This is a genomic window from Anaerolineales bacterium (assembly GCA_015075625.1).
In the GTDB taxonomy this organism is placed as follows: Bacteria; Chloroflexota; Anaerolineae; order Aggregatilineales; family UBA2796; genus UBA2796.
In genome coordinates, this window is the sequence record JABTTZ010000001.1 from 282,821 (window position 1) to 302,863 (window position 20,043).

The window sequence follows — 20,043 nt, forward strand, 5'->3', positions numbered from 1 at the left end:
CACTCTATGGGGCAATCAGACGCCAGAACAACCTCTACAACGGCTGCCTTACCAGAATTGACGGATCGTCGCTACGTCTTGCTGGAAAAACTTGGCGAAGGCGGGATGGGCATTGTCTATAAGGCGTATGACCGCCTGATGGGACAAATGGTCGCCCTTAAATGGGTGCGCGTGGCAGCCGATCAGATTGTCTACACAACGCAGATCGTCTCCTCTCCAAGTTCAACGAGTACCTTCCTTTCGCTGGCGCATGAGTTCCGCGTGTTGGCGTCCATTCGCCACCCGAACATCATCAATGAATACACCTATGGCTTTGATAAGGCACGCCGCCCATACCTAACGATGGAATACCTTGAAGGGGCGCAGCCAATCACTCGCTATGCCTTCGGACGCTCCACCCAAGAAAAGATCGATCTTGCCCTTCAGATGCTCCATGCGCTGGCATACCTTCACCGGCGCGGCATCATTCACCGCGACTTGAAACCCGCCAATGTCTTGATTTGGCAAGGGCAGGCGCGGGTCTTGGATTTTGGCATTGCCCTTGCCCAGGGTGACCCTGAATCGCCCGCTGGCACGGTTGCTTACATGTCGCCAGAACAATTGGAAGGCTTGCCCGCCTCTGAAGCATCCGATCTGTACGCCGTTGGGGTCATGCTCTATGAGATGTTCGCTGGCGGACACCCCTTCCCCACAGAGCCTCTCGCCGTTTTACTGAACGGAATTCTGTTTACTGATCCCGATCTGGATCGGTTGCGTATTGATCCGATTCAGGTTCAGCCCACCGCCGAAACACCCACCGCCGATTCCCCGCCGCCCACCTCTCCCCCAGAGACACGAGACGACCCAACCACCTACGGCGACTATAAGGAGATCAACAGCCCACATACGACGGACACGGCACGGGGGCTTCCCGACGACGAACGAACGATCACCGCTGATGGCAACGCCGTACCCTTTCCGCTGCCGCAAGCGCCACGCCCAAGCCCAACGCCGACCCCTCGGCGCGATGAGACAGAGGGCAGCGGTCTACGGATGATCATCGGGCGGCTGCTGCAAAAATCGCCCGCAGATCGCTACCATTCGGCAGAGACGTTGATCCGCGATCTGTGCCTTGTGGCAGGGTTTCCGCTCCCTAGCGAGGGTGACGAACTGCGCGAGGGATTTCTACAACCCGCCCACTTTGCCGGACGAGACGAGCCGCTGTTGGTGATGCAAAATGCCTTGAAAACACTGATCCGAACAGGGCAGGGCGGCATGTGGCTGATCGGCGGGGAAAGCGGGGTGGGCAAATCACGGTTTTTGGATGAGATCGTCGTTAACGCCCACGTTGCTGGCGTCCATGTGCTGCGTGCCACCTACAGCGGGATAGGGGAGACGCCCTACCACTTGTGGGGGTCAATCCTCCACCAGATTCTGCTCCGGTTGGATGTTTCCGATCATGAGGCGGGCGTTGTAAAACCGCTGATTCCCAATATAGAGCAACTGCTGGATCGCCCTGTGGCTGACCTCCCTCCCTTAGAGGGAAAGGCAAATTACGAGCGGTTTGTAACAACTTTTTTAGGGCTGTTTAGGCGTATCAAAAACCCTAAAGTGGTTATCTTTGAGGATGTTCACCAGCGTAAAAATCTGGATGCGCTGAATCGTTTAGCGGCGCTGACGACTCTTGTCCCGCTGGTGATCATTGGCAGCTACCGTGACGATGAACGCCCGGCGCTGCCCCATGCGCTGCCGGCTGCCGAAGTGATCACCTTAGGGCGCTTCACATCCGATGCGGTGGGGGAGATTGTTGAATCGATGATTGGCAAAACCCCCCCCGCCGTTGTCAAGGCGCTTTACCAAGAGACCGAGGGCAACGCCTTTGCCCTTGTCGAAAGCGTGCGGGCGCTGGCAGAAGATTCCGGCGGGTTGCTCAATATCGGCGGGACACGCCGCCCAGAAGATGTGCCAACGGGCGGGTTGGGGCGGCTGATCCGGCGGCGCTTGGGGCGCGTCTCGGCGGCGGATTACGCCCGCTTGGAATATGCCGCGCTGATTGGGCGCGATCTTGATCTGGCGGTCTTGAAATCCCTCGGCGGGAGCGTCGATCTCCTCGATGATTGGTTGACGCGCTGCGCGATTGCCGCGATCCTTGATTCCCCCAACAACATCTGGCGCTTTAGTCACGATTACCTGCGGGCGGGTATCCTCGCCGCATTGGACGATGCCCGCCGTCCGCCACTTCATGCCGAGATTGCCGAGTCGATGGGGCGTGTTTACGGGGAACAACCCATGCACGCGGCTACCATCGCCCATCATTACACCGAGGCGGGCGATCCAGTGCGGGCGGCGTCTTATGGGGCGGTTGCCCGCGCCTATGCCGCCTTGTGGGGCGAGGAGAACACCTGAGTGATGAGCGAGTCCTTCCTTACCCTACCCCTTGCCCCGCTGCTGATTCGCGCCGATGCGAATCCGCAGATGGGGATAGGACACGTCATGCGCTGTCTTGCCCTTGCCCAAGTTTGGCGGCGGCGCGGTGGGCGGGTGGTCTTTGCTGCTGCCGATAGCCTGCCCCCGGCACTCGATGACCGGTTGGTGAGGGAGGGGATGACCGTTCACACCATCAGCGCAGCAGTGGGCAGCCTCGAAGATGCCACCGAGGTGCTTACCCTATCCGTGACACTTGGGGCGAGGGCGGTCATTCTCGATGGCTATGCCTTTGGGGAGGCGTACCAAGCGGCGCTCACACATGGGCTGAAAGAGGCGGGTGGGCGGGTGCTTGTCCTTGATGATTACGGGCAGGCGGCACACTATACCGCGCAGATCGTCCTTAACCAGAACGTTTATGCCGATGCCCGCGCCTACCCCCACCATGATCCCGACACGCGCTTTCTTCTCGGCACACCTTTTGCCCTCGTGCGGGGCGAATTTCAGGCATGGACAAATTATGGGCGAGAGACGTCCGCACAGGCGCGAAAACTTCTCGTCACCCTCGGCGGTAGCGATCCAGCAAATCTGACGGGGATGGTTCTTCGGGCGCTGGCGTTACTTCCCCCGACCATCCAGTTCGAGGTAGTTGTCGTCATTGGCGGCGGACACCCCTCTCGCCCAGACCTTGAGGCAGCGGTGCGGCACTCTCGCCACAGTATCCGTCTTGAGGTGAACAGCCGCCACATGCCGGAACATATGGCATGGGCAGAGGTTGCCATTTCCGCCAGCGGTAGCACGGTGTGGGAACTCGCCTTTATGGGTGTTCCCTCAATCCTGATCGCCGTTGCGGAGAATCAACACCCCATTGCCCGAACGATGGCAGCGCTAGGGGCTGCTATTGGCTTTGAAACACCCCCCGCCGAGGGGGACTTAGCGGCGGCACTGGCGGCGCTAAGCGAGGACGGCGAGCAGTTGCGTGCCTTTGCCCAAGGGAGCGCCACGCTGGTCGATGGTCTTGGCGCAGAGCGGGTGATTCGCGCCCTGACGCAGACCCCGCCCTTGCTCACCGTGCGCCCCGTTGACGAGGGAGATCGCCGCCTGCTTTGGCGTTGGGCAAACGATCCAACGGTGCGGGCAAATTCCTTCAACCCCGCGCCGATCTCATGGGAGGCACACTGCGCATGGTTTGCCCGTCAGATGGGGGCAGCCGATGTGCGCTTTTGGCTTTTGGCGGCGGATGGTGTTCCTGTCGGGCATATCCGGTATGATCGTGAGGGCGATAGCGCCATTCTCAGTTACACGGTTGCCCCCGGAGAGCGTGGGCAAGGCTTTGGGACGGAACTCCTTCGGCGAACAGCGGCGCGTGCCTGCCGCGAGCTTGGGGTCAGGCGCGTCAGCGGCGTCACCTTCACGGCAAACCACGCCTCTATCCGTGCTTTTCAGAAGGCGGGTTTTCAACAGGCACAGCCCCGCGTGAGAGAGGATCGCCCTTCCCTTGAATTTGTTTGGGATTACATAGAAGAATCAGGACAGTGACGATGACTTCTTTTCGGATCAACGAGCGCCGCATCGCCCCCGGACAGCCAACCTATATCATTGCCGAGCTGTCGGCAAATCATGGGCAAGACTTTGATCAAGCCGTTCGCCTCATTGATGCAGCAAAAGCGGCGGGAGCCGATGCCATTAAATTGCAAACCTATACACCCGACACAATCACCATCCAGAGCGATAACGACTATTTCCGCATCAAAGGGACGCTGTGGGAAGGGCGCACTCTGTACGATCTCTATGGCGAGGCATACACCCCCTGGGAATGGCAGCCGCGCCTGATGGAGATTGCCAACGAGCGCGGGCTTGATCTATTTTCCTCTCCCTTTGATGACAGCGCCGTTGATTTTTTAGAGGCGATGAACGTCCCCGCCTACAAAATCGCCTCGTTCGAGAATGTCGATATGGGGCTGCTGCGCAAGGTGACGGCGACGGGGAAGCCAATCATCATGTCTACGGGGATGGCGACTCTGGCGGAGATTGATGAGGCGGTGCAGATGATCCGCGCCACAGGCGGGGCAGAAACACCACTGGCGCTGTTGAAATGTACCAGCGCCTACCCCGCCCCACCGGAAGAAGCAAACCTTGCCACAATTCCCCACATGGCAGCCGCCTTTGGCGTTCCGGTAGGGCTTTCCGACCACACCTTAGGCATTGCTGTGCCAGTGGCGGCGGTGGCACTCGGCGCGTGCCTCGTCGAAAAACACCTCACCATCTCACGGGCGGCGGGGGGGCCCGATAGCGCCTTCTCTCTTGAGCCGGATGAATTCAAGCAGATGGTGGACGCGGTGCGGGTGACGGAACGGGCAGTGGGGCGGGTAAATTATGGGGTGAACCCCAGCGAGGCGAAAAGCCGTGTGTTCCGCCGCTCGTTGTTCGTCGTGCGGGCGATGAAGGCGGGCGAGGCGTTTACAGCGGAAACCGTCCGTTCAATCCGTCCGGGGCATGGGCTGCATACCCGCCATTTGGGAGAGGTGTTGGGGCGGGTGGCGCGGCGCGATATTGTCAAAGGGACTCCGCTCAGTTGGGATTTGGTGGAGTAAGGCAGAAGGAACCAGACAGCACCCCTTATGACCTACGTCTACACTTGGCAGTTCCGCGTCCGTTCCAACGAAACCGATCCCGACCTGCGCGTTCGCCCCGCCGTGCTGCAAACCTATCTTGAAGAAACCGCCATTCAGGGGAGCGCCTCACTCGGTTATGATTATGCCTGGTATCGCGCCAACCAGCGCGTATGGGTTGCCCGCCATATTCATGTGCGTTATTACACCCTTCCCGTCTATGGCGACGATCTGACGATGCATACATGGGTTTCCGACGCCAAACACGTTCAATCCCACCGTGAGTACGATCTGCGCCGCACCGTTGATGATGCACCCATGCTGCGCGGGCGCTGCAATTGGGTCTACCTAGATACACAGACGATGCGCCCGACGAAACTGATCCCCGAATTTCACGAACGCTTTGACCCTTCCGGTCACCTTGAATCGCTCAATCTGGACTTGCCTGATGCCGTCCCGCTGCTCAGCCGCGCTACCTACAGCGAAACCCGCCGCGTCGCCTACCACGAGGTGGACGGGGCGCACCATGTGAACAACACCGTCTATGCGGGCTGGTCGGAAGCGACGATCACCAATGCCTTACGGGAGATGGGCTGGACGCCGCAAACCCTCCGTCAGAAGGGGTTGTGGTGGCAGCCCTATTCGCGCCGGATTGATTTCCAGCGCAGCGCCCAAGATGGCGATTTCCTTCGCCTAACCGTGCAGCCTGTGGCGCTCTCCCCAACGGGGATCGACTGGCGGACGACGATCCAACACGCCGAACGGGGCGATACTTTCGTCGTCGATCATCTGGCGCTCACCTTGATGGAGGGGAATACGCCTGTCTCCCTCCCTGAATCACTTCGCAGCGCGGTACAATCTGACCATACTTAACAGGAGTCGCGTGGATGCTGGAAACCTTTTTTCAACCGCGATCCGTCGCCGTGATCGGGGCGAGCGCCAACCCCGATAAACTGGGCTACGCTGTCCTCAAAAATGCTATTGACAGCGGCTACACAGGGACGCTTTACCCAATCAACCCCAAAGCTGGCGCTATTTTGGGGCAGCAGGCATACCCCGCTGTGGCGTCGCTGCCCGAAACACCCGATCTCGCCGTCGTCGTGATTCCCTACCCGCACGTCCCCGCCGCTATGAAAGAGTGTGGCGAAAAGGGTATTCCCGCTGTCGTCGTCATTAGTGCGGGCTTTCGCGAAGCCGGCTATGAGGGGATGAAGCGCGAGACGGAGATGATCCAGATTGCCCGCCAGTACAACATCCGGGTGATCGGACCGAACTGCTTGGGGATCATCGATTGTTTCACCCCTCTCAATGTGACCTTTGCCGCTGGCACGCCGCCAGCGGGTCCGATTGCCTTCATGTCTCAATCCGGTGCGCTTGGCACGGCGATCCTCGATTGGTCGCTGGCGGGGTCGCGGATCGGCTTCAGCAAATTTGTCAGCCTCGGCAACAAGGCAGACATCAGCGAAATTGAACTCATGGAAGCGTGGGCGGAAGACTCCCATACCCGCGTGATTCTTGCCTATAGCGAGGGACTCCCCAACGGGCAGGCGTTCATGAAAACGGCGCGGCGTGTCAGCCGCCAAAAACCCGTCATTCTTGTCAAAAGTGGGGTCACACAGGCGGGGTCGCGGGCAGTATCCAGCCACACGGGATCGCTTGCCGGTTCGGAACAGGCGTATGCCGCCGCCTTCCGGCAGTCCGGCGTTCTTCGGGCGGAGACGATGCAAGATTTGTTCGACTACGCCCTCGGTTTTGCCTACCAACCGCTCTTAAAAGGGGATCGCATCGCCATTGTGACCAACGCGGGCGGACCGGGCATTCTCTGTACGGACGCCCTTGAACGAGGCGGTTTGATGCTTGCCCGCATGGAGAACGCCACGACGCAGGCGCTCCAAGCCTTTCTGCCCGATTCCGCCAGTGCTGCCAACCCTGTCGATGTGTTGGGCGATGCCCTCGCAGATCGCTACCGCTTTGCCCTCGAAAAAGTAGCAAACGATCCGAACGTTGATGGGATTATCGTCATCGTGACGCCGCAGGCAATGACGGAAATTGAGCAGACAGCCGCTGCCATTGGCGAAACCGCAAAGACGGTTGGCGCGGCGCGGGGGATTCCGATCTTGAGCTGCATCATGGGCGAACACCGCGTCAGCGCAGCGATTGATTCCCTCGCGGCAGCCTACAGTGTGCCCAATTTTTCCTTCCCCGAACGGGCAGCGAACGCCTTTTCCGCCATGCGCGATTACCGCACCCTGCGCGATGCGCCTGATCAGACGCTCAGCCGCTTTCCCGCCGATGATCTACACATTCGCGGCGTGATCCAGCAGGTACGCCAAGAGGGACGAGTGACCATTGGCGACGCCGAGAGCCGCGAAATTTTGACGGCGTGTGGCTTGCGCATCCCACAGGCAAAACTCGCCAAAAGCGCCGATGAAGCCGTCGCTCTCGCCAGCGAGATCGGCTATCCCGTCGTCTTGAAGATCGCCAGCCCGGATATTCTTCACAAGACGGATGTCGGCGGAGTGAAGGTGAACCTGAGCAACGCCAACGATGTCCGCGATGCCTTCGATCTGATTGTCTATCGGGCGGGGCGCTATGTGCCGGGGGCGGTCATTTGGGGCTGCTTGGTGCAAGAAATGATCCCGAAGGGGATGGAAATCCTCGTGGGGATGAACCGCGATCCGCAGTTTGGTCCGCTGGTTACTTTTGGCTTGGGCGGGATTTATGTGGAAGTGTTGAAAGATGTCACCTTCCGCGTCGCCCCCTTTGATCGCGCAGCGGCAGCGGAGATGCTCGGTGAAATTCGCGCTCACCACTTATTAGATGGCGTGCGCGGGGCGCCGCCCGTCGATAAAGAGGCGATCATCGAAACACTGCTCAAAATCAGCCAGCTTGTGACGGATTTTCCAGAGATTGTGGAACTGGATATTAACCCGCTTATGGTTTATGAGGCGGGGCAGGGCGCAATCTCGCTTGACATGCGCTTGGTTTTGGCGGCACAGTAGCGGCACAGTAACAAAAGATATCCCCTGAAAGGTACAGATCATGAAACCTTTGTATATTACGGCGGTGGTCACCTTTTCCGGCAAGACCGCCCTCGCCCTTGGGATTGGCTTAAAATTGCAAGGGGCGGGGCGGAAGGTTGGCTACTTCAAGCCGCTCAGCACACAGCCCTTCATCAGCAATGGGAAGGTGGTGGATGAGGATGCCGATTTCGTCACCCGCACGCTCGGTCTCACCACACCTGCCTCTGCCGTCGCACCCATCGTCATAGATGATGCCCTGTTCGATACGATGCTTTCTGGCGGGGTGAAGCGCGATTTTCTTGCCGAGGTGAAAGCCGCCTACACCACCCTAGCGGCGGGGAATGATGTGGTCTTGGTAGAGGGGGCGGCAACCCTTCGGGAAGGGTACGCTGTCGGGGTAAGTCCTGTCGCTCTTGTGAACGAACTCGATCTACCGACGCTTGGGGTGATCCGTTATCGCGGCTCGTTGGCGCTGGTCGATGATGCGCTGGCACTGCGCGAACGGGTTGGCACAGCGGGGAAAGATACCCTGCTTGGGGTGGTCATTAACAGCGTCCCTGCCGAGGCAATGGCGGCTGTTCGGGAGAAAATCACCCCTTACCTAGAGCGTCAAGGCGTCGCCGTGTTGGGAACACTCCCCCAACAGCAAGCACTCATGTCGCTGACGGTGGAGGAACTGCGCGAGACACTGAATGCCCATGTGCTTGTCCCCGGCAAGGGAGATGGCTTGATCGAGACAATCAGCGTTGGGGCAATGAGCGTCGAAAGCGCCATGTCCCACTTCCGGCGAACACAGCGGAAGGTGGTGATCACGGGCGGGGATCGGGCGGATATTCAGGCGGCGGCACTAGAAACCAGTACAACGGCACTCGTCCTGACGGGCAACCTGACACCCAGTTCAACGATCCTCCAACATGCCGAGGAACGCGGCGTCGCCGTCCTGATCGTCCCCTTCAATACGATTGAGGCAGTGGAGCGTGTGGAAAAGGTGTTTGGGAAAACGCGCATTGCGCATCCCGAAAAGCTGAACCGTTTCCGCGAGGTGTTAGACGCACACTTTGATTTTGGGCGCTTGTTCAAACTGTTGGGGGTATAACGCTTCGCCCGACGTGAACCCGTTGGGCGAAGTAGGTCATAGCGCGGGGCTAAAGCCCTCGCGCTCACAGTACCCACCCCGTTGGGGCTTAAAGACAGCCATAAGGCTGCCCTCTTTTGTTTTTAAGTTCTGTAAGGGGCGGTCAACCTTAGCCCGATAGGCTCATGTCGGGTGAAATTGGTAGGCGTTTAGTCTTGCGCCCCGATGCGTTCCTCGGCAAAGACGGGGTGATTCCATTCCCGATAGGTGGGGTTGTTACCCCGCACCACATCGAAGAACAACGTCCGCAGGTTTGCCACCACCTCGCCCATAACACCCGTCCCAATCTTGCGATGATCGACGCTGGTGACCGCCGCCACTTGAACGCCCGTCCCCGTGAAGAACATTTCCTCGGCGTTGTAGACTTCAGTACGGTCAATCTCGCGCTCGACAACCTCCATGCCCATCTCGTTACGAAGCAGGGTGATCACCGTCGCCCGCGTAATTCCCTCAAGGATATTCGCGCTGATCGGCGGGGTAATGACCTGTCCGCGACGGACGATGAAGATATTCGCCGCGCTTGCCTCGGAGACATGCCCATCCTGATTCAGGACGAGTGCCTCGTCAAAGCCGTTCAGGATCGCCTCGGATTTCACCAGCGCCGAATTCGCATATGAGCCAGCGATCTTGCCGCGAGCCGGAATCGAGGTATCATCCACCCGCCGCCAAGAGGATGTGCCAATAGAAAGCCCTTCCTCCTTGCTCACGTAGCGGTCAAAGGGCATTGCCCACATGGTGAATGCCGTCGGCACATCGTGCAGACGGACGCCAATGCCTTCTTCTGCGGCATAGACCAGCGGACGGATATAGGTATCCTGCCGGTAATCTTCTTTACGCAGCAGCGCCACCAGAAGATCGCGCAGTTCTTCTGGGCTTTGGGGGATGGTCATCATCAACAGGTTTGCCGATTGTTTGATACGGGCGAAATGGTCAAGCGGGCGGAAAATAAAGAGTTGTTCTTCCGCCGCATTCCAATAGGCGCGAATCCCGCCAAACGCCGCCGTGCCATAGTTCAGGGCGTGAGTCATGACGCTGACTGTCGCCTGTTCCATAGGGACAATCTGCCCGTTGAAGTACGCGAACTTAGGTTTCTGCATGAGTGATCCTTTCAAACACAATCATAAAACCCAGAACACAACGACCTAGAAACAGCAACGGGCGGGGTGTTCGCCCGCCCGCCCGTAAGAATTCCTAAAATGAGACGTCTCTCAGCTTAGGTAATCTCGTAAGGTAAGGGCAAGGCGCGGGTGACGCAAACGACGCAGCGCCTCTTTTTCCAATTGGCGAATGCGTTCGCGGCTGAGACCAAATTTGTTGGCAATTTCTTCTAAGGTATGCGGGTCGCCACCGCCCAAGCCAAAGCGCAATCTCAAAATATGGCTTTGGCGGGGGGTCAGTTCACTCAGCACTTCTTCAATGGTTTCTTGGAGCAAATGCTGCGTGGCGGCTTCCACAGGGCTAGGTGAATCTTGGTCTTCAATAAAATCGCCAAACTCGCTGTCGCCGTCATCCCCAACGGGGCGCTCTAGGGCAATGGCGTGCTGGCTGGCGTCCATCATCCCGCGCACATTTTCGGAGGGAATGTCCATTTCAAGGGCAATTTCTTCCGGTGTGGGGCGGCGTCCGAGGCTTTGCTCTAAAAGCTGCGCCGTGCGGTACATCTGCCGAATCCGTTCCGTCATATGGAGCGGAATACGGATCGTCCGCGTCTTTTGCGCCAGCGCCCGCGTAATCGCTTGGCGAATCCACCATGTGGCATAAGTGCTAAAACGGTTGCCACGTTGGTAATCGTATTTATCTACCGCCCGCATCAAACCGACATTGCCCTCTTGAATCAGATCGGGGAAGGGCAACCCCTGCCCCATATAGCGTTTGGCAATGCTGACGACAAGGCGTGTGTTCGCCCGTCCGAGGTGTTCGCGGGCAGCCTGCCCATCGCGCATGAACGCCTCGTGTTTTGTCCGTTCTTGCCATTCCATTTTACGCTTTGTGGCGAGGATGTCACCAGACAGTTTGCCCAATTCAATGCGTTTCGCCAGTTCGATTTCTTCTTGGGCGGTCAGCAGTGGCTCTTGTGCCATCTGCCGAAAGTAGAGTCCTACGGGGTCGTCTGCGGAAACGGCGTTAATATCGCCAATATGATCGTGGTGTTCTTCGGCATCGATCTCAAAATCGTCATCTACTTCATCTACTTCATCGCGCCCGCCATCATCCTGTCGAAATTCCACACCAAGTTCATCAAGTTCATCAAGGATCGTCTCAAAGGGAATTACTTCGTCGCCCTCATCTTCCATCACCTCCATAACATCTTCAAAGGTGATGAACCCGCGTTTATCCGCTCGGTTCAAGAGTTCCTGTATCACTAGTTACCTCCCAAGACGATTGATTTTCGGTGTCCTACCAAGTGCCATACGGCACGGAACAACCTCCGAGCCGTGTACTTTTCTCGCTCAGACACAGCGCTGAGATGCGCGTGAAACATCTCACAACATGAAGTATATGTGAAATCACTTTCGGATCAAGTGGGGAATTTTATGAGTTTTTTGCAACTTTGCCGGATAAATTGCCGAAAACCAACGCCCCTGATAAGCGAAACGGGGGTAAGTGAACCCCCGCCCCGCCTTTGCTACACACCACATCAAGTCAAATAGTCACGCAGAGAGCGGCTGCGGTTGGGGTGGCGCAATTTTCGCAGCGCCTTCGCCTCAATCTGGCGAATCCGCTCACGGGTGACGCCAAAGTGCCGCCCAACTTCTTCAAGAGTGTGTTCCTGACCATCCTTCAAGCCAAAGCGCATCTCGACAACTTCCCGCTCCCGTTCATTGAGAACGGCAAGGGCGCTGCGCACTTGCTCCTTGAGCAGTTGGCGGGCAGCGGCATCGACGGGACCGATCACCTTGTCATCTTCGATGAAATCGCTCAACTGGCTGGAATCTTCATCGCCCACTGGCATTTCCAGTGACATCGGCTCTTGCGAGATGCGCTGAATACGGCGGACTTTGTTGGCAGCGCGGCGCAGTTTGCGGGCGGTGGCGGGGTCAAGCCGTTCTTTGCGTGCCTCCAATGTGCGGATGTGGGCGATCTCCTCTTTCGTGAGAAACTCCATCTCAATGGCAAGCTGTTCTGTCGTTGGCTCTGCGCCTAGTTTTTGCACCAGATCGCGCTGCATTCGCGTTAGGCGGTTGATCGTTTCGACCATATGAACGGGGATGCGGATCGTCCGTGCCTGATCGGCAATGGCGCGGCTGATCGCTTGGCGAATCCACCATGTAGCATAGGTGCTGAACTTGAAGCCCTTCGTATGGTCAAATTTTTCCACCGCCCGCAGCAAGCCAATGTTTCCCTCTTGGATTAGATCGAGGAAACTGATGCCGCGCATCATAAAGCGCTTGGCGACGCTGACGACTAGGCGCAGGTTGGCGCGAGTGAGCGCCTCGGCAGCGCTGTTGGCACAGCGGCGGACTTCGGCAATATCTTCGGCGGCACTCGCCTCAAGCTCGGCAGCATGATCGGTCAGCCATGCCGCTACTGTCTCCACCGGCGGAAGCTCCCCGTGACTTTTGAGATGGTCACGAAGGGCGGTTTGGAGCAACACAGGCATGAGATAGGCGGCTTGGAACGCCTCGTACAGACTGCGGGCGAGTGCCGTCCAGCCTTCATCGCGCCCCCATTCGCCTTGCTCAAGATAGAGCCGAATGTAGGATGTCGGTTGAATCTCGTGTGATTCACGGCGGAGGGCGGTTGCCTCCCCGATGAGTGTGATCAGATTCGGCTGCTCGATACCATAGGTCTTCGCATGGTGCTGCACGGCTGCCCAATAACCAACCAAACGCTCATAAAGCAGATGGAGCAGCGAGAGATAGGAATTCCCATCGCCCGCCTGTGTTTTTGCTTCTTCAAGAATCTGATTCAGAAGGGTAACTGCCGCCATTTGGGAGGAAAGGCGCGTCTCTCGGTCTGGCTCTAACAAGCCAACCTGCCCAATCTCTTTGAGGTACATCCGCACCGGATCATCGGAGAGGATACCGCTGTCTACCGCCGCTTCTTCAAGATCGTCCTCATCAAGGTCGTCGTCTAGTTCGGCAAGCAGCGCGGCGGGTTCGCCAAGTTCCCCGGTGACGCTGATCCCCATTTCCTCCAACTGTTGGAGCATCGACTGCCGCTCGTCCGTTTCATCTTCAAAATAGGAGAGGATGGGCGGTGGAGCGGCGGCGTCCTCATCGCCATGTGCGCTGGCGGCATCAAGTGCTGCTGCCATTTCTTGCGTATCCAGCGGTTGATCCTCAACTGGCTTACTGGTGCGTTTGGTCATCCCTGCGCCCTCCCCTCGCCCATCGGTCAATGTCTCATCGCCCGTTCAATGCGTGCCAAAACGCTGGCATTTACGGCAATCTGCCCTTCAAATGTACCCGTCTGAGGGGTGTCTGTTGGTGTCGCTTGCTGCCCATCACGTTGAAGGTCTTGCTGTAAATACTGTAACTCAGTGTTTTGACGACGCAAATGGAGGCGGCGTAATTCCAAAATATGCTGCCCTAACGACGTTTTAAGTGCCTCAACATCGTTGAGTGTTGCTACGACGCGGGTTTCTTTGTTCAGCACTGCCACCCAATCGCCATGCAAACCGCGCTCCAAGCGGCGTTGAAGGTGGGCAAGATTTGTTTCGCGCAGATCTTCAATGAGTTCACGCAAATCGGGCAAACGGGCGGCAAGAAATTCGCTAATGGAGACATCATCTTGGTCAACACCTTCCCGCAGGGTGAGGTAGATTGCCCGATAATCGCCCTGCGTGAAGTCCTCGGCGTCAAGGGGGGCTGCCTCTGCCTCGCGCAGGCGGCGGTTGGCAAGGGCAAGGCGTTCCGGCGCTTGGAGCAAGGCGGCAATGCAGTAGCGCTCTCGTTCTGCCGCCCTGTTCACATTGAAGGTACTTTTCGCCTGTCCTTCTCCGCCAGCCGCCACCTCGGTGGGGGCGCTGAACGCAGCGGGGGAGCGTTGAGGCTGTGCCTTGACCCGCTCGTTAGGGACGTTTTGGAGCGCCCACTCAAGGAGCGCTCGCCCGCTCCCCAACCGAAGTTTATACGCCAACTGTTGGACATTCGCTTGGCGCTGCAAGTCGTTCTCGGTGGCAATCAGAATGGGGAGCAGTTCGCGGGCAGCCTGTTCGCGTTCGGGGAGCGGGGCATCGTGGCGGAGGTGCGCTGTCCCCACCTGAATCAGATATTCTGCCACGGGCTGTGCCATCTCGATGAGCGTCTGCCAGGTGGCGGGGTCTTTGCGGATCACCTCGTCAGGGTCTTTCCCTTCGGGGATGGTGATCACCTCAATGGCGAGGTCAAAGTGACTCGCCTGACGCAAGGTGGCGGTGGGGTCAAAAAAGACCTGTTTCGTCTCCGATGCCTCTTGCATCACGTTCAAGCCGCGCATCGTCGCCCGGACGCCCGCTGCATCTGCATCCAACGCCAAGATAAGCCGTTTCGCATATTGGCTGAGCAGTTTTAACTGTGGTTTTGTCAGCGCCGTCCCCATTTGGGCGACAACATTCGTGAACTTCGCTTGGTGGGCGGTAATCGCGTCCATATAGCCTTCCACGATCACGGCAACCTCGCTCTCGCGGATGGTGGGGCGGGCATGGTGAAGGGCAAAGAGCGTCCGCGACTTATCAAAAAGTCCTTCACTCTGTGGAGAGTTCAAGTATTTCGGTGTGTCTTCAGGGTTCAGCGCCCGCGCCCCAAAGCCAATCGCTCGCCCGCGCTCATCGTGAATGGGGATCATCAGCCGATCCCGAAAGCGATCATAAACGCGCCCTTCATCGTTTTGACTGGCACAGCCGGCATCCATGACATCTTGCGCCGTATAGCCAAGCATTTTTAAGTGGTTGAGGGTGGCTGCCCAATCGCGGGGGGCATAGCCCAATTTAAATTGGGCGATAGTCGCTTCGCTCAAGCCGCGCTTGAGGACGTAATCGCGGGCGTGGGCAGCCTCCGGCGCATCCCACAATAGCTGATGGTAGAAGACAGCCGTCTGATCGACCACCCCGCGCAGGCGTTCGATGCGCTCATCGATGCGACGTTGGTCGTCACTGCGAGGCTTGATCTCGACTCCGGCACGTTCGGCAAGGCTGATCAGCGCCGCCGGAAAATCGATATTTTCGTGCTTCATGACAAAGGTGAAAATATCGCCGCCGGTGGCACACGCGCCAAAACAATGCCAGCTTTGTCGTTCGGGAAAAACAACGAACGAGGGCGTTTTTTCGTGATGAAAAGGGCAGCAGGCAGTGAGATTTCGCCCCGCTTTTTTCAGGGGGACGATTTGGGAGATGTATTGAACAATGTCGAGTCGGGATTTGATGTCGTCCGTGACGGACATGATATACCCACCCCTGACATGGTATCGTGGAGATAGATCAATTATATACGTATACACGCCTAATGTGGAATGACTAGGGTGTGTGTGACATTCTAAACCCACCATCCCGCCCGCACCCCCGTAGGGACGCCCCCCTGGTCGTCCGCGCCCTACCTTTCCTTCCCTTGCTTACCGGCTGAGAGCGCAGGGGTTCTTCTAGAAATCTCTAAGGTGAGGTATTAGGTAGTGGAATTTGGGGGGTTGAACTGACTTGTAGAGTATAATTCCTAACCAGTGTCGCCGTAAAATTTGCGGTAGTGTGGGATTAGGGATGATTCATGCTGGCAACCGTTCAGTCTGGGGCGCTGATTGGGCTAGAGGCAATAGGTATTCAGGTTGAAATTGATTACAACCCTCGCGGCATGACTGGGTTTACCATTGTCGGGCTGCCCGATACGGCTGTTCAAGAGAGCCGGGAGCGCGTGCGGAGCGCCATACGCAACCGGAATTTAGACTTCCCGAACTAGCATCCGAATCTGAGGCTTTCATTTGCGCTGCGTATTGGTCGTAGCTGATGTGCTGTCCCACACCAGACATGGGCACTCGTATTCCCTTTCCGAGCAGAAGTTTGATGCGGTGCTTAATCTGAATCCATCGCCGGAACGGGAAAGCTTTCATGATTTCCAGTTGCTCAACTTTGTCTTTGACCATCTGGCATAACCGCTCATCTTCGTAGGGCTGCCATTTTGAGCAAGTGTGTTTACCCTTGCGCCCCCCTGACGCAACATAATCATTGTACGTTTCGTTTTTCCCAAGTCTGGAGGGCGAAAAACGGACTAATCCACGGTGCTTTTTCACTTCATTGAATATTTGGTGCCATCTCAGTTCGGGAAACGCTGCCGCGAGCTGTAGCTGATCCGCACCACCATCGAATAGGGCAAGCAACCGTTCACTGGACTCGATGTCCCAATGGGCTGAGTGGGATTTATGCCAAAGGCGAATCTCATCTGTACTTCCGTCACGCCACAGGATGATAAGTCGCATATTCCCAGCCCGATTATAGTCCGATGCCTCAATTCGTTCGATGAACAGCGTCAGCACGTTGCGTCGTTCTTCTTGAGACATGGAATCCCAACCTGACAGCGTTTGCTCAAATACCTCGTATGCCTGTTCAGTAGATAGATATTTGTTGCGTTGTTGATCGAGGCTGGCAATTTCCGCAAGCAGGCGATCCCGTTCTGCTTCCATCTGGCGATAGCGTTCCTCAACTTCTTGGATCAAGTATGGGTGAGTAAGTCTGCCAATGCTGACGACCACATTCTGCATCTCCTCGAGAAGCGAAGATAGCTGGAGCTTCTTGATTTTTCGATCACGCTCTACAAGCTGTTCGCTCTCATGAATAGCTTGAGTCCAGGTGTCCAAATTGAATGTGGCCTGCAATTTCTGCTTAAAACGTGAAATGACAGCGTTATCAATCCATTCTGCCCGCCGTGCCCATTCCATATGAGTACCGTCATATTCGACACGATGGATGGCATACAAATAGCAGTGGTTTCGCTTTTCGAACTGGACACCATTGTAGTACCAGCGGTCTCCGACCTTTGAATAGATCATTCCGCCAAGTAGGGGGCGCTCAACATCGCGTTCTTCTTGGAGTTTTGGACGCCCGTACTTATCCGCATTTTGATAGTCAGGGTTGTCCTCACCAGTCAGCGTGTACTTGGAAATGTAGTTGAATGCGCGCATAAAGGTGTCGGGATCAATCAATGGTTGATGGTTGTTCCAATGGATGATTACGCCCTTGAAATGCCAATGCCCTATGTAGGCAGGATTCGTGATCAGCAACCGGAAGCACGTGCTTGCGATATAGCAACCATCTTCCTTGTATGTCAGCTGATAGCGTATGCGAAATCCTTCAGGAGGCTGACAATCTGGAAAGGAGATACGCTGCTGGCGAATCTGCCTTATTGTCTTGCGAATCGCTCCACCATTCTCAAGAAACAAGCGGAAGTATTCCCGAACAACCTGGGCAAATGGCTCGAAAGGGACATATTTGCGGTAGGCGGGGTTTTCCGTCCCATCAGGCAGTCGTTTTCGCATATCCACCATGAATCCGACTGGCATTTTCGACCCACCCCATTTTCCTTCTTTCATTATGCGCTGACGTGCTGGCGTGAGTCGCCCCATGATATAGATTTTGAGATATTCTGCCGCCATGTCACACTTGAACCGAAATTGCCGTGCATGAAATTCCCCATGCAAAGGATGCGCAAAATCATAAGTGATATATGGCGTGATGACTTTGACTCGTGATTTGCGGCAAGTGTCGATGAAAATGTTGACTTGAATCTGGGTCATATCACGAAACAGACGATCTTCATCTTGACACGCCACTGCGCCAATCTTTTTCTCGGCAATTAGCTCAAATAGGTAGCTCATCCCCTCACGTTCATCAATTCGCTTGGTACCGCTTACGCCCTCATCATCGTCAATCAGATAGATTTGTTCACGCTTCCATCCCCGACGGACAAGTTCATCTACCATATCCACCGTCTGGATGGTAGTCGATACATTCCCGACTTGAGCCGTTGTAGACTGGCGATAATAGACCGCCACAGGTTGACTCAAGAGGTCGGCCTCTGAGCTTTCTGGGCTGTCAAGATCACTTTTCTGTGGTCGGAACGTTCTGGGCATGGGGCGGCTCCTTTAGCTTGATAGTATTTGTACACGTCGATTGCTGATACAGATTTTCTATTGCGATTATACACTATAATTCATTCGTGTAAACACAATAGGTGAGATACCGTTGCAATAATCGTGAACGGTTTTGCTGTCACGAGCCAATTGCGTAGGATTGAGGATCGGGGAAGCCTACGGGAACTCGGCTTCATCAACGGATGGAGAGGGCAGACTACTCAGTGTGCGAGTGTTTTTTGAGCGTTTCAGACAGAATGCGAATTAACTGAAGTGCAGCCTCTCTCGCCTCTGTAGTAGGGAGAGTTTGAATCTCCTGCAAAATCATCTGGTCGAGCGCGTCTGTCTGAAAATCTCCATCGTAGAAGTATGACACCGGAATTCCGAGCACTCTGGCGAAGGTGGAAAGTTCTACCGCAGGAACTTTCCGTTTCCCCGTTTCATACTCGGATATTGCGGTTTGATCCTTTCCTACCGCATCTGCAAATTCCTTTTGGGACATGCCAATTCGCTCACGAGCCTGGCGCATTCGCTGTCCAATATCTGCTTGGCTTGCCACTTTGCTCTTGACCTGTAAAAATCGACTCGATACAGTCCATAGTTTACCTCTTCAAATGTCCTACATCTTCAGGCTTAAGACTGGCCTCTGTTGCGATGGTTGCAGAAATCGGGGTCTCTGCGATCTGCTGACCTGTTTCACTCGGGTGGTTACGGACATACGCGCCGAACAGCGTTCGATACACAGTCAGTAAATCGATCTGCTTTGGCCGCACCTGCTGGTGGTTTTCACCGTTCTTGTGCATTGAACTCATGTCAATTCGCTTAGCCATTCCCGCACACTCCCATCCTTCAGCACAAATTCGGTGATGTCCTTGCCCCACGGCACTTGCACAACACGCGCTCGTTTGGTGAGCGCCTGCAAGCGTGCTGCGCCCTTCATGCCTGCTTGGTCCGCATCGTAGGCCACAAGAATTGTCTTGCAGTGAAGCAGCAGTGGCATCCAACGCGGATTGAGCATTCCAGAGGCACTGCCGAGCGTCGCCACACCGACCAGCCCACCACATTCCTGCTCGGCCAGCAGCGCGTCAAATTCCCCCTCGACAAACAACACGGTCTCATGCCCTTCCAGGTTGGCTGCGTTGTACAGCCCGTGCGCGCTGCCGCCCGCAATCTGGGTGTATTTCGGCAAGCCAGCGGCGCGCCGCACCTTGACCGCCCAGAGTTCTTTCCCCACAGCCCAAGGAATGACGATGCCGCATGGAACCGTCAGTTTGCCAATCCGCAGCCATTCCCACGGTGGGCCGGGGATGTAGCCCAGACGCGCCCGTAAAATGGTTTCGTCGGTCAAGCCGCGTGTCTTGAGATATATCAGCGCACGTCCACCCTGTTCGCTCCACAAGACCTCTTCCGCGCTATCCACCACTCCCCATGCCTCGCGTTGCCAGTCTTCTGCGGGCGGCGCTTCGGACGCGGCAGATCGCTCACGCGGGACGTGGCAGATTGGCTGCTTGCGCCTGTCTTCCGCACCGAGGTAAGTACATGCTTCTTCAAAAGACATTCCACGGTACTTCTGCAACCAATCCAACGCATCGCCACTCACACTGCAAGCGCCAAAACAGCGCCACCCGTTATCCCATACCGCCAAGCTGAACCCCTTATGTTCGTTATGAAAGGGACAGCGCCATAACAACGCTTTCCCGCCGCGACTGTGGGCGGGACCCAAATCGGCTTCCACCAGCAGACGCACATCGCAGCGCGTTTTGAGCGCTTGAATATCGGTCATCATGACTCCACTAACCCTCCCGCGATCTTGTCACCCACATGGAGACAAGTT

Annotated in this window: 13 protein-coding genes and 1 pseudogene; 7 read left to right on the plus strand and 7 right to left on the minus strand. The window is 56.6% G+C overall.

Annotation, left to right across the window (positions count from 1 at the left end; all coding sequences use genetic code 11):
• Positions 1-6 precede the first annotated feature (6 nt).
• From HS103_01265 to HS103_01290, 6 genes are read left to right on the plus strand one after another with little or no spacing between them, the layout of a single operon-like run.
• Positions 7-2,385 (plus strand): protein kinase, encoded by a 2,379-nt coding sequence (locus HS103_01265; protein MBE7511432.1) that lies wholly within the window; start codon positions 7-9, stop codon positions 2,383-2,385.
• Positions 2,386-2,388: 3 nt separating this feature from the next.
• The gene (gene pseG / locus HS103_01270; GenBank protein ID MBE7511433.1) at positions 2,389-3,942 is read left to right on the plus strand and encodes a UDP-2,4-diacetamido-2,4,6-trideoxy-beta-L-altropyranose hydrolase; all 1,554 of its coding nucleotides are present in this window, start codon (positions 2,389-2,391) and stop codon (positions 3,940-3,942) included.
• A gap of 2 nt (positions 3,943-3,944) precedes the next feature.
• Positions 3,945-4,997: a pseudaminic acid synthase gene (gene pseI, locus HS103_01275; protein MBE7511434.1), complete on the plus strand. Its 1,053-nt coding sequence runs from the start codon at positions 3,945-3,947 to the stop codon at positions 4,995-4,997.
• Between the two features lie 27 nt (positions 4,998-5,024).
• Positions 5,025-5,888 (plus strand): acyl-CoA thioesterase, encoded by an 864-nt coding sequence (locus tag HS103_01280; protein ID MBE7511435.1) that lies wholly within the window; start codon positions 5,025-5,027, stop codon positions 5,886-5,888.
• A 14-nt stretch (positions 5,889-5,902) separates the two neighbouring features.
• Entirely contained in the window at positions 5,903-8,017 is a 2,115-nt protein-coding gene (locus HS103_01285; GenBank protein MBE7511436.1) for an acetate--CoA ligase family protein, read from the plus strand.
• Between the two features lie 40 nt (positions 8,018-8,057).
• Positions 8,058-9,134 carry a phosphotransacetylase family protein gene (locus tag HS103_01290; GenBank protein MBE7511437.1) on the plus strand — a complete coding sequence of 359 codons (1,077 nt, stop codon included), beginning with the start codon at positions 8,058-8,060 and terminating at the stop codon, positions 9,132-9,134.
• A gap of 188 nt (positions 9,135-9,322) precedes the next feature.
• Here HS103_01290 and HS103_01295 read toward each other — a convergent pair whose 3' ends face one another.
• The 4 genes and pseudogenes from HS103_01295 to HS103_01310 all read right to left on the minus strand — a co-directional run bounded on the left by HS103_01295 (position 9,323) and on the right by HS103_01310 (position 15,536).
• Entirely contained in the window at positions 9,323-10,270 is a 948-nt protein-coding gene (locus HS103_01295; GenBank protein ID MBE7511438.1) for a branched-chain amino acid transaminase, read from the minus strand.
• Between the two features lie 111 nt (positions 10,271-10,381).
• Positions 10,382-11,533 (minus strand): annotated as a pseudogene (locus HS103_01300) (sigma-70 family RNA polymerase sigma factor).
• Positions 11,534-11,811: 278 nt separating this feature from the next.
• Positions 11,812-13,485, minus strand: coding sequence for an RNA polymerase sigma factor RpoD (gene rpoD, locus HS103_01305; protein ID MBE7511439.1), 1,674 nt, complete (start codon positions 13,483-13,485; stop codon positions 11,812-11,814).
• 26 nt (positions 13,486-13,511) lie between these two features.
• Positions 13,512-15,536 (minus strand): DNA primase, encoded by a 2,025-nt coding sequence (locus HS103_01310; GenBank protein MBE7511440.1) that lies wholly within the window; start codon positions 15,534-15,536, stop codon positions 13,512-13,514.
• A gap of 317 nt (positions 15,537-15,853) precedes the next feature.
• On the opposite strand from HS103_01310, the gene HS103_01315 reads away from it, so the two are divergent.
• A complete protein-coding gene (locus tag HS103_01315) occupies positions 15,854-16,042 on the plus strand; it encodes a hypothetical protein (protein ID MBE7511441.1) in 189 nt (62 codons plus the stop codon).
• Between the two features lie 2,384 nt (positions 16,043-18,426).
• On the opposite strand, the gene HS103_01320 is transcribed toward HS103_01315, so the two are convergent.
• Genes HS103_01320 through HS103_01330 form a run of 3 tightly spaced genes read right to left on the minus strand, consistent with a single transcriptional unit; the run spans position 18,427 to position 19,995 of the window.
• A complete protein-coding gene (locus HS103_01320) occupies positions 18,427-18,768 on the minus strand; it encodes a helix-turn-helix transcriptional regulator (protein MBE7511442.1) in 342 nt (113 codons plus the stop codon).
• Between the two features lie 43 nt (positions 18,769-18,811).
• Complete coding sequence (locus HS103_01325) at positions 18,812-19,039, minus strand: hypothetical protein (protein MBE7511443.1); 228 nt, start codon at positions 19,037-19,039, stop codon at positions 18,812-18,814.
• On the minus strand, positions 19,018-19,995 hold the full coding sequence (locus HS103_01330) for a toprim domain-containing protein (protein MBE7511444.1): 978 nt from the start codon (positions 19,993-19,995) through the stop codon (positions 19,018-19,020). The genes HS103_01325 and HS103_01330 overlap by 22 nt, the downstream gene beginning before the upstream one ends.
• Positions 19,996-20,043 lie beyond the last annotated feature (48 nt).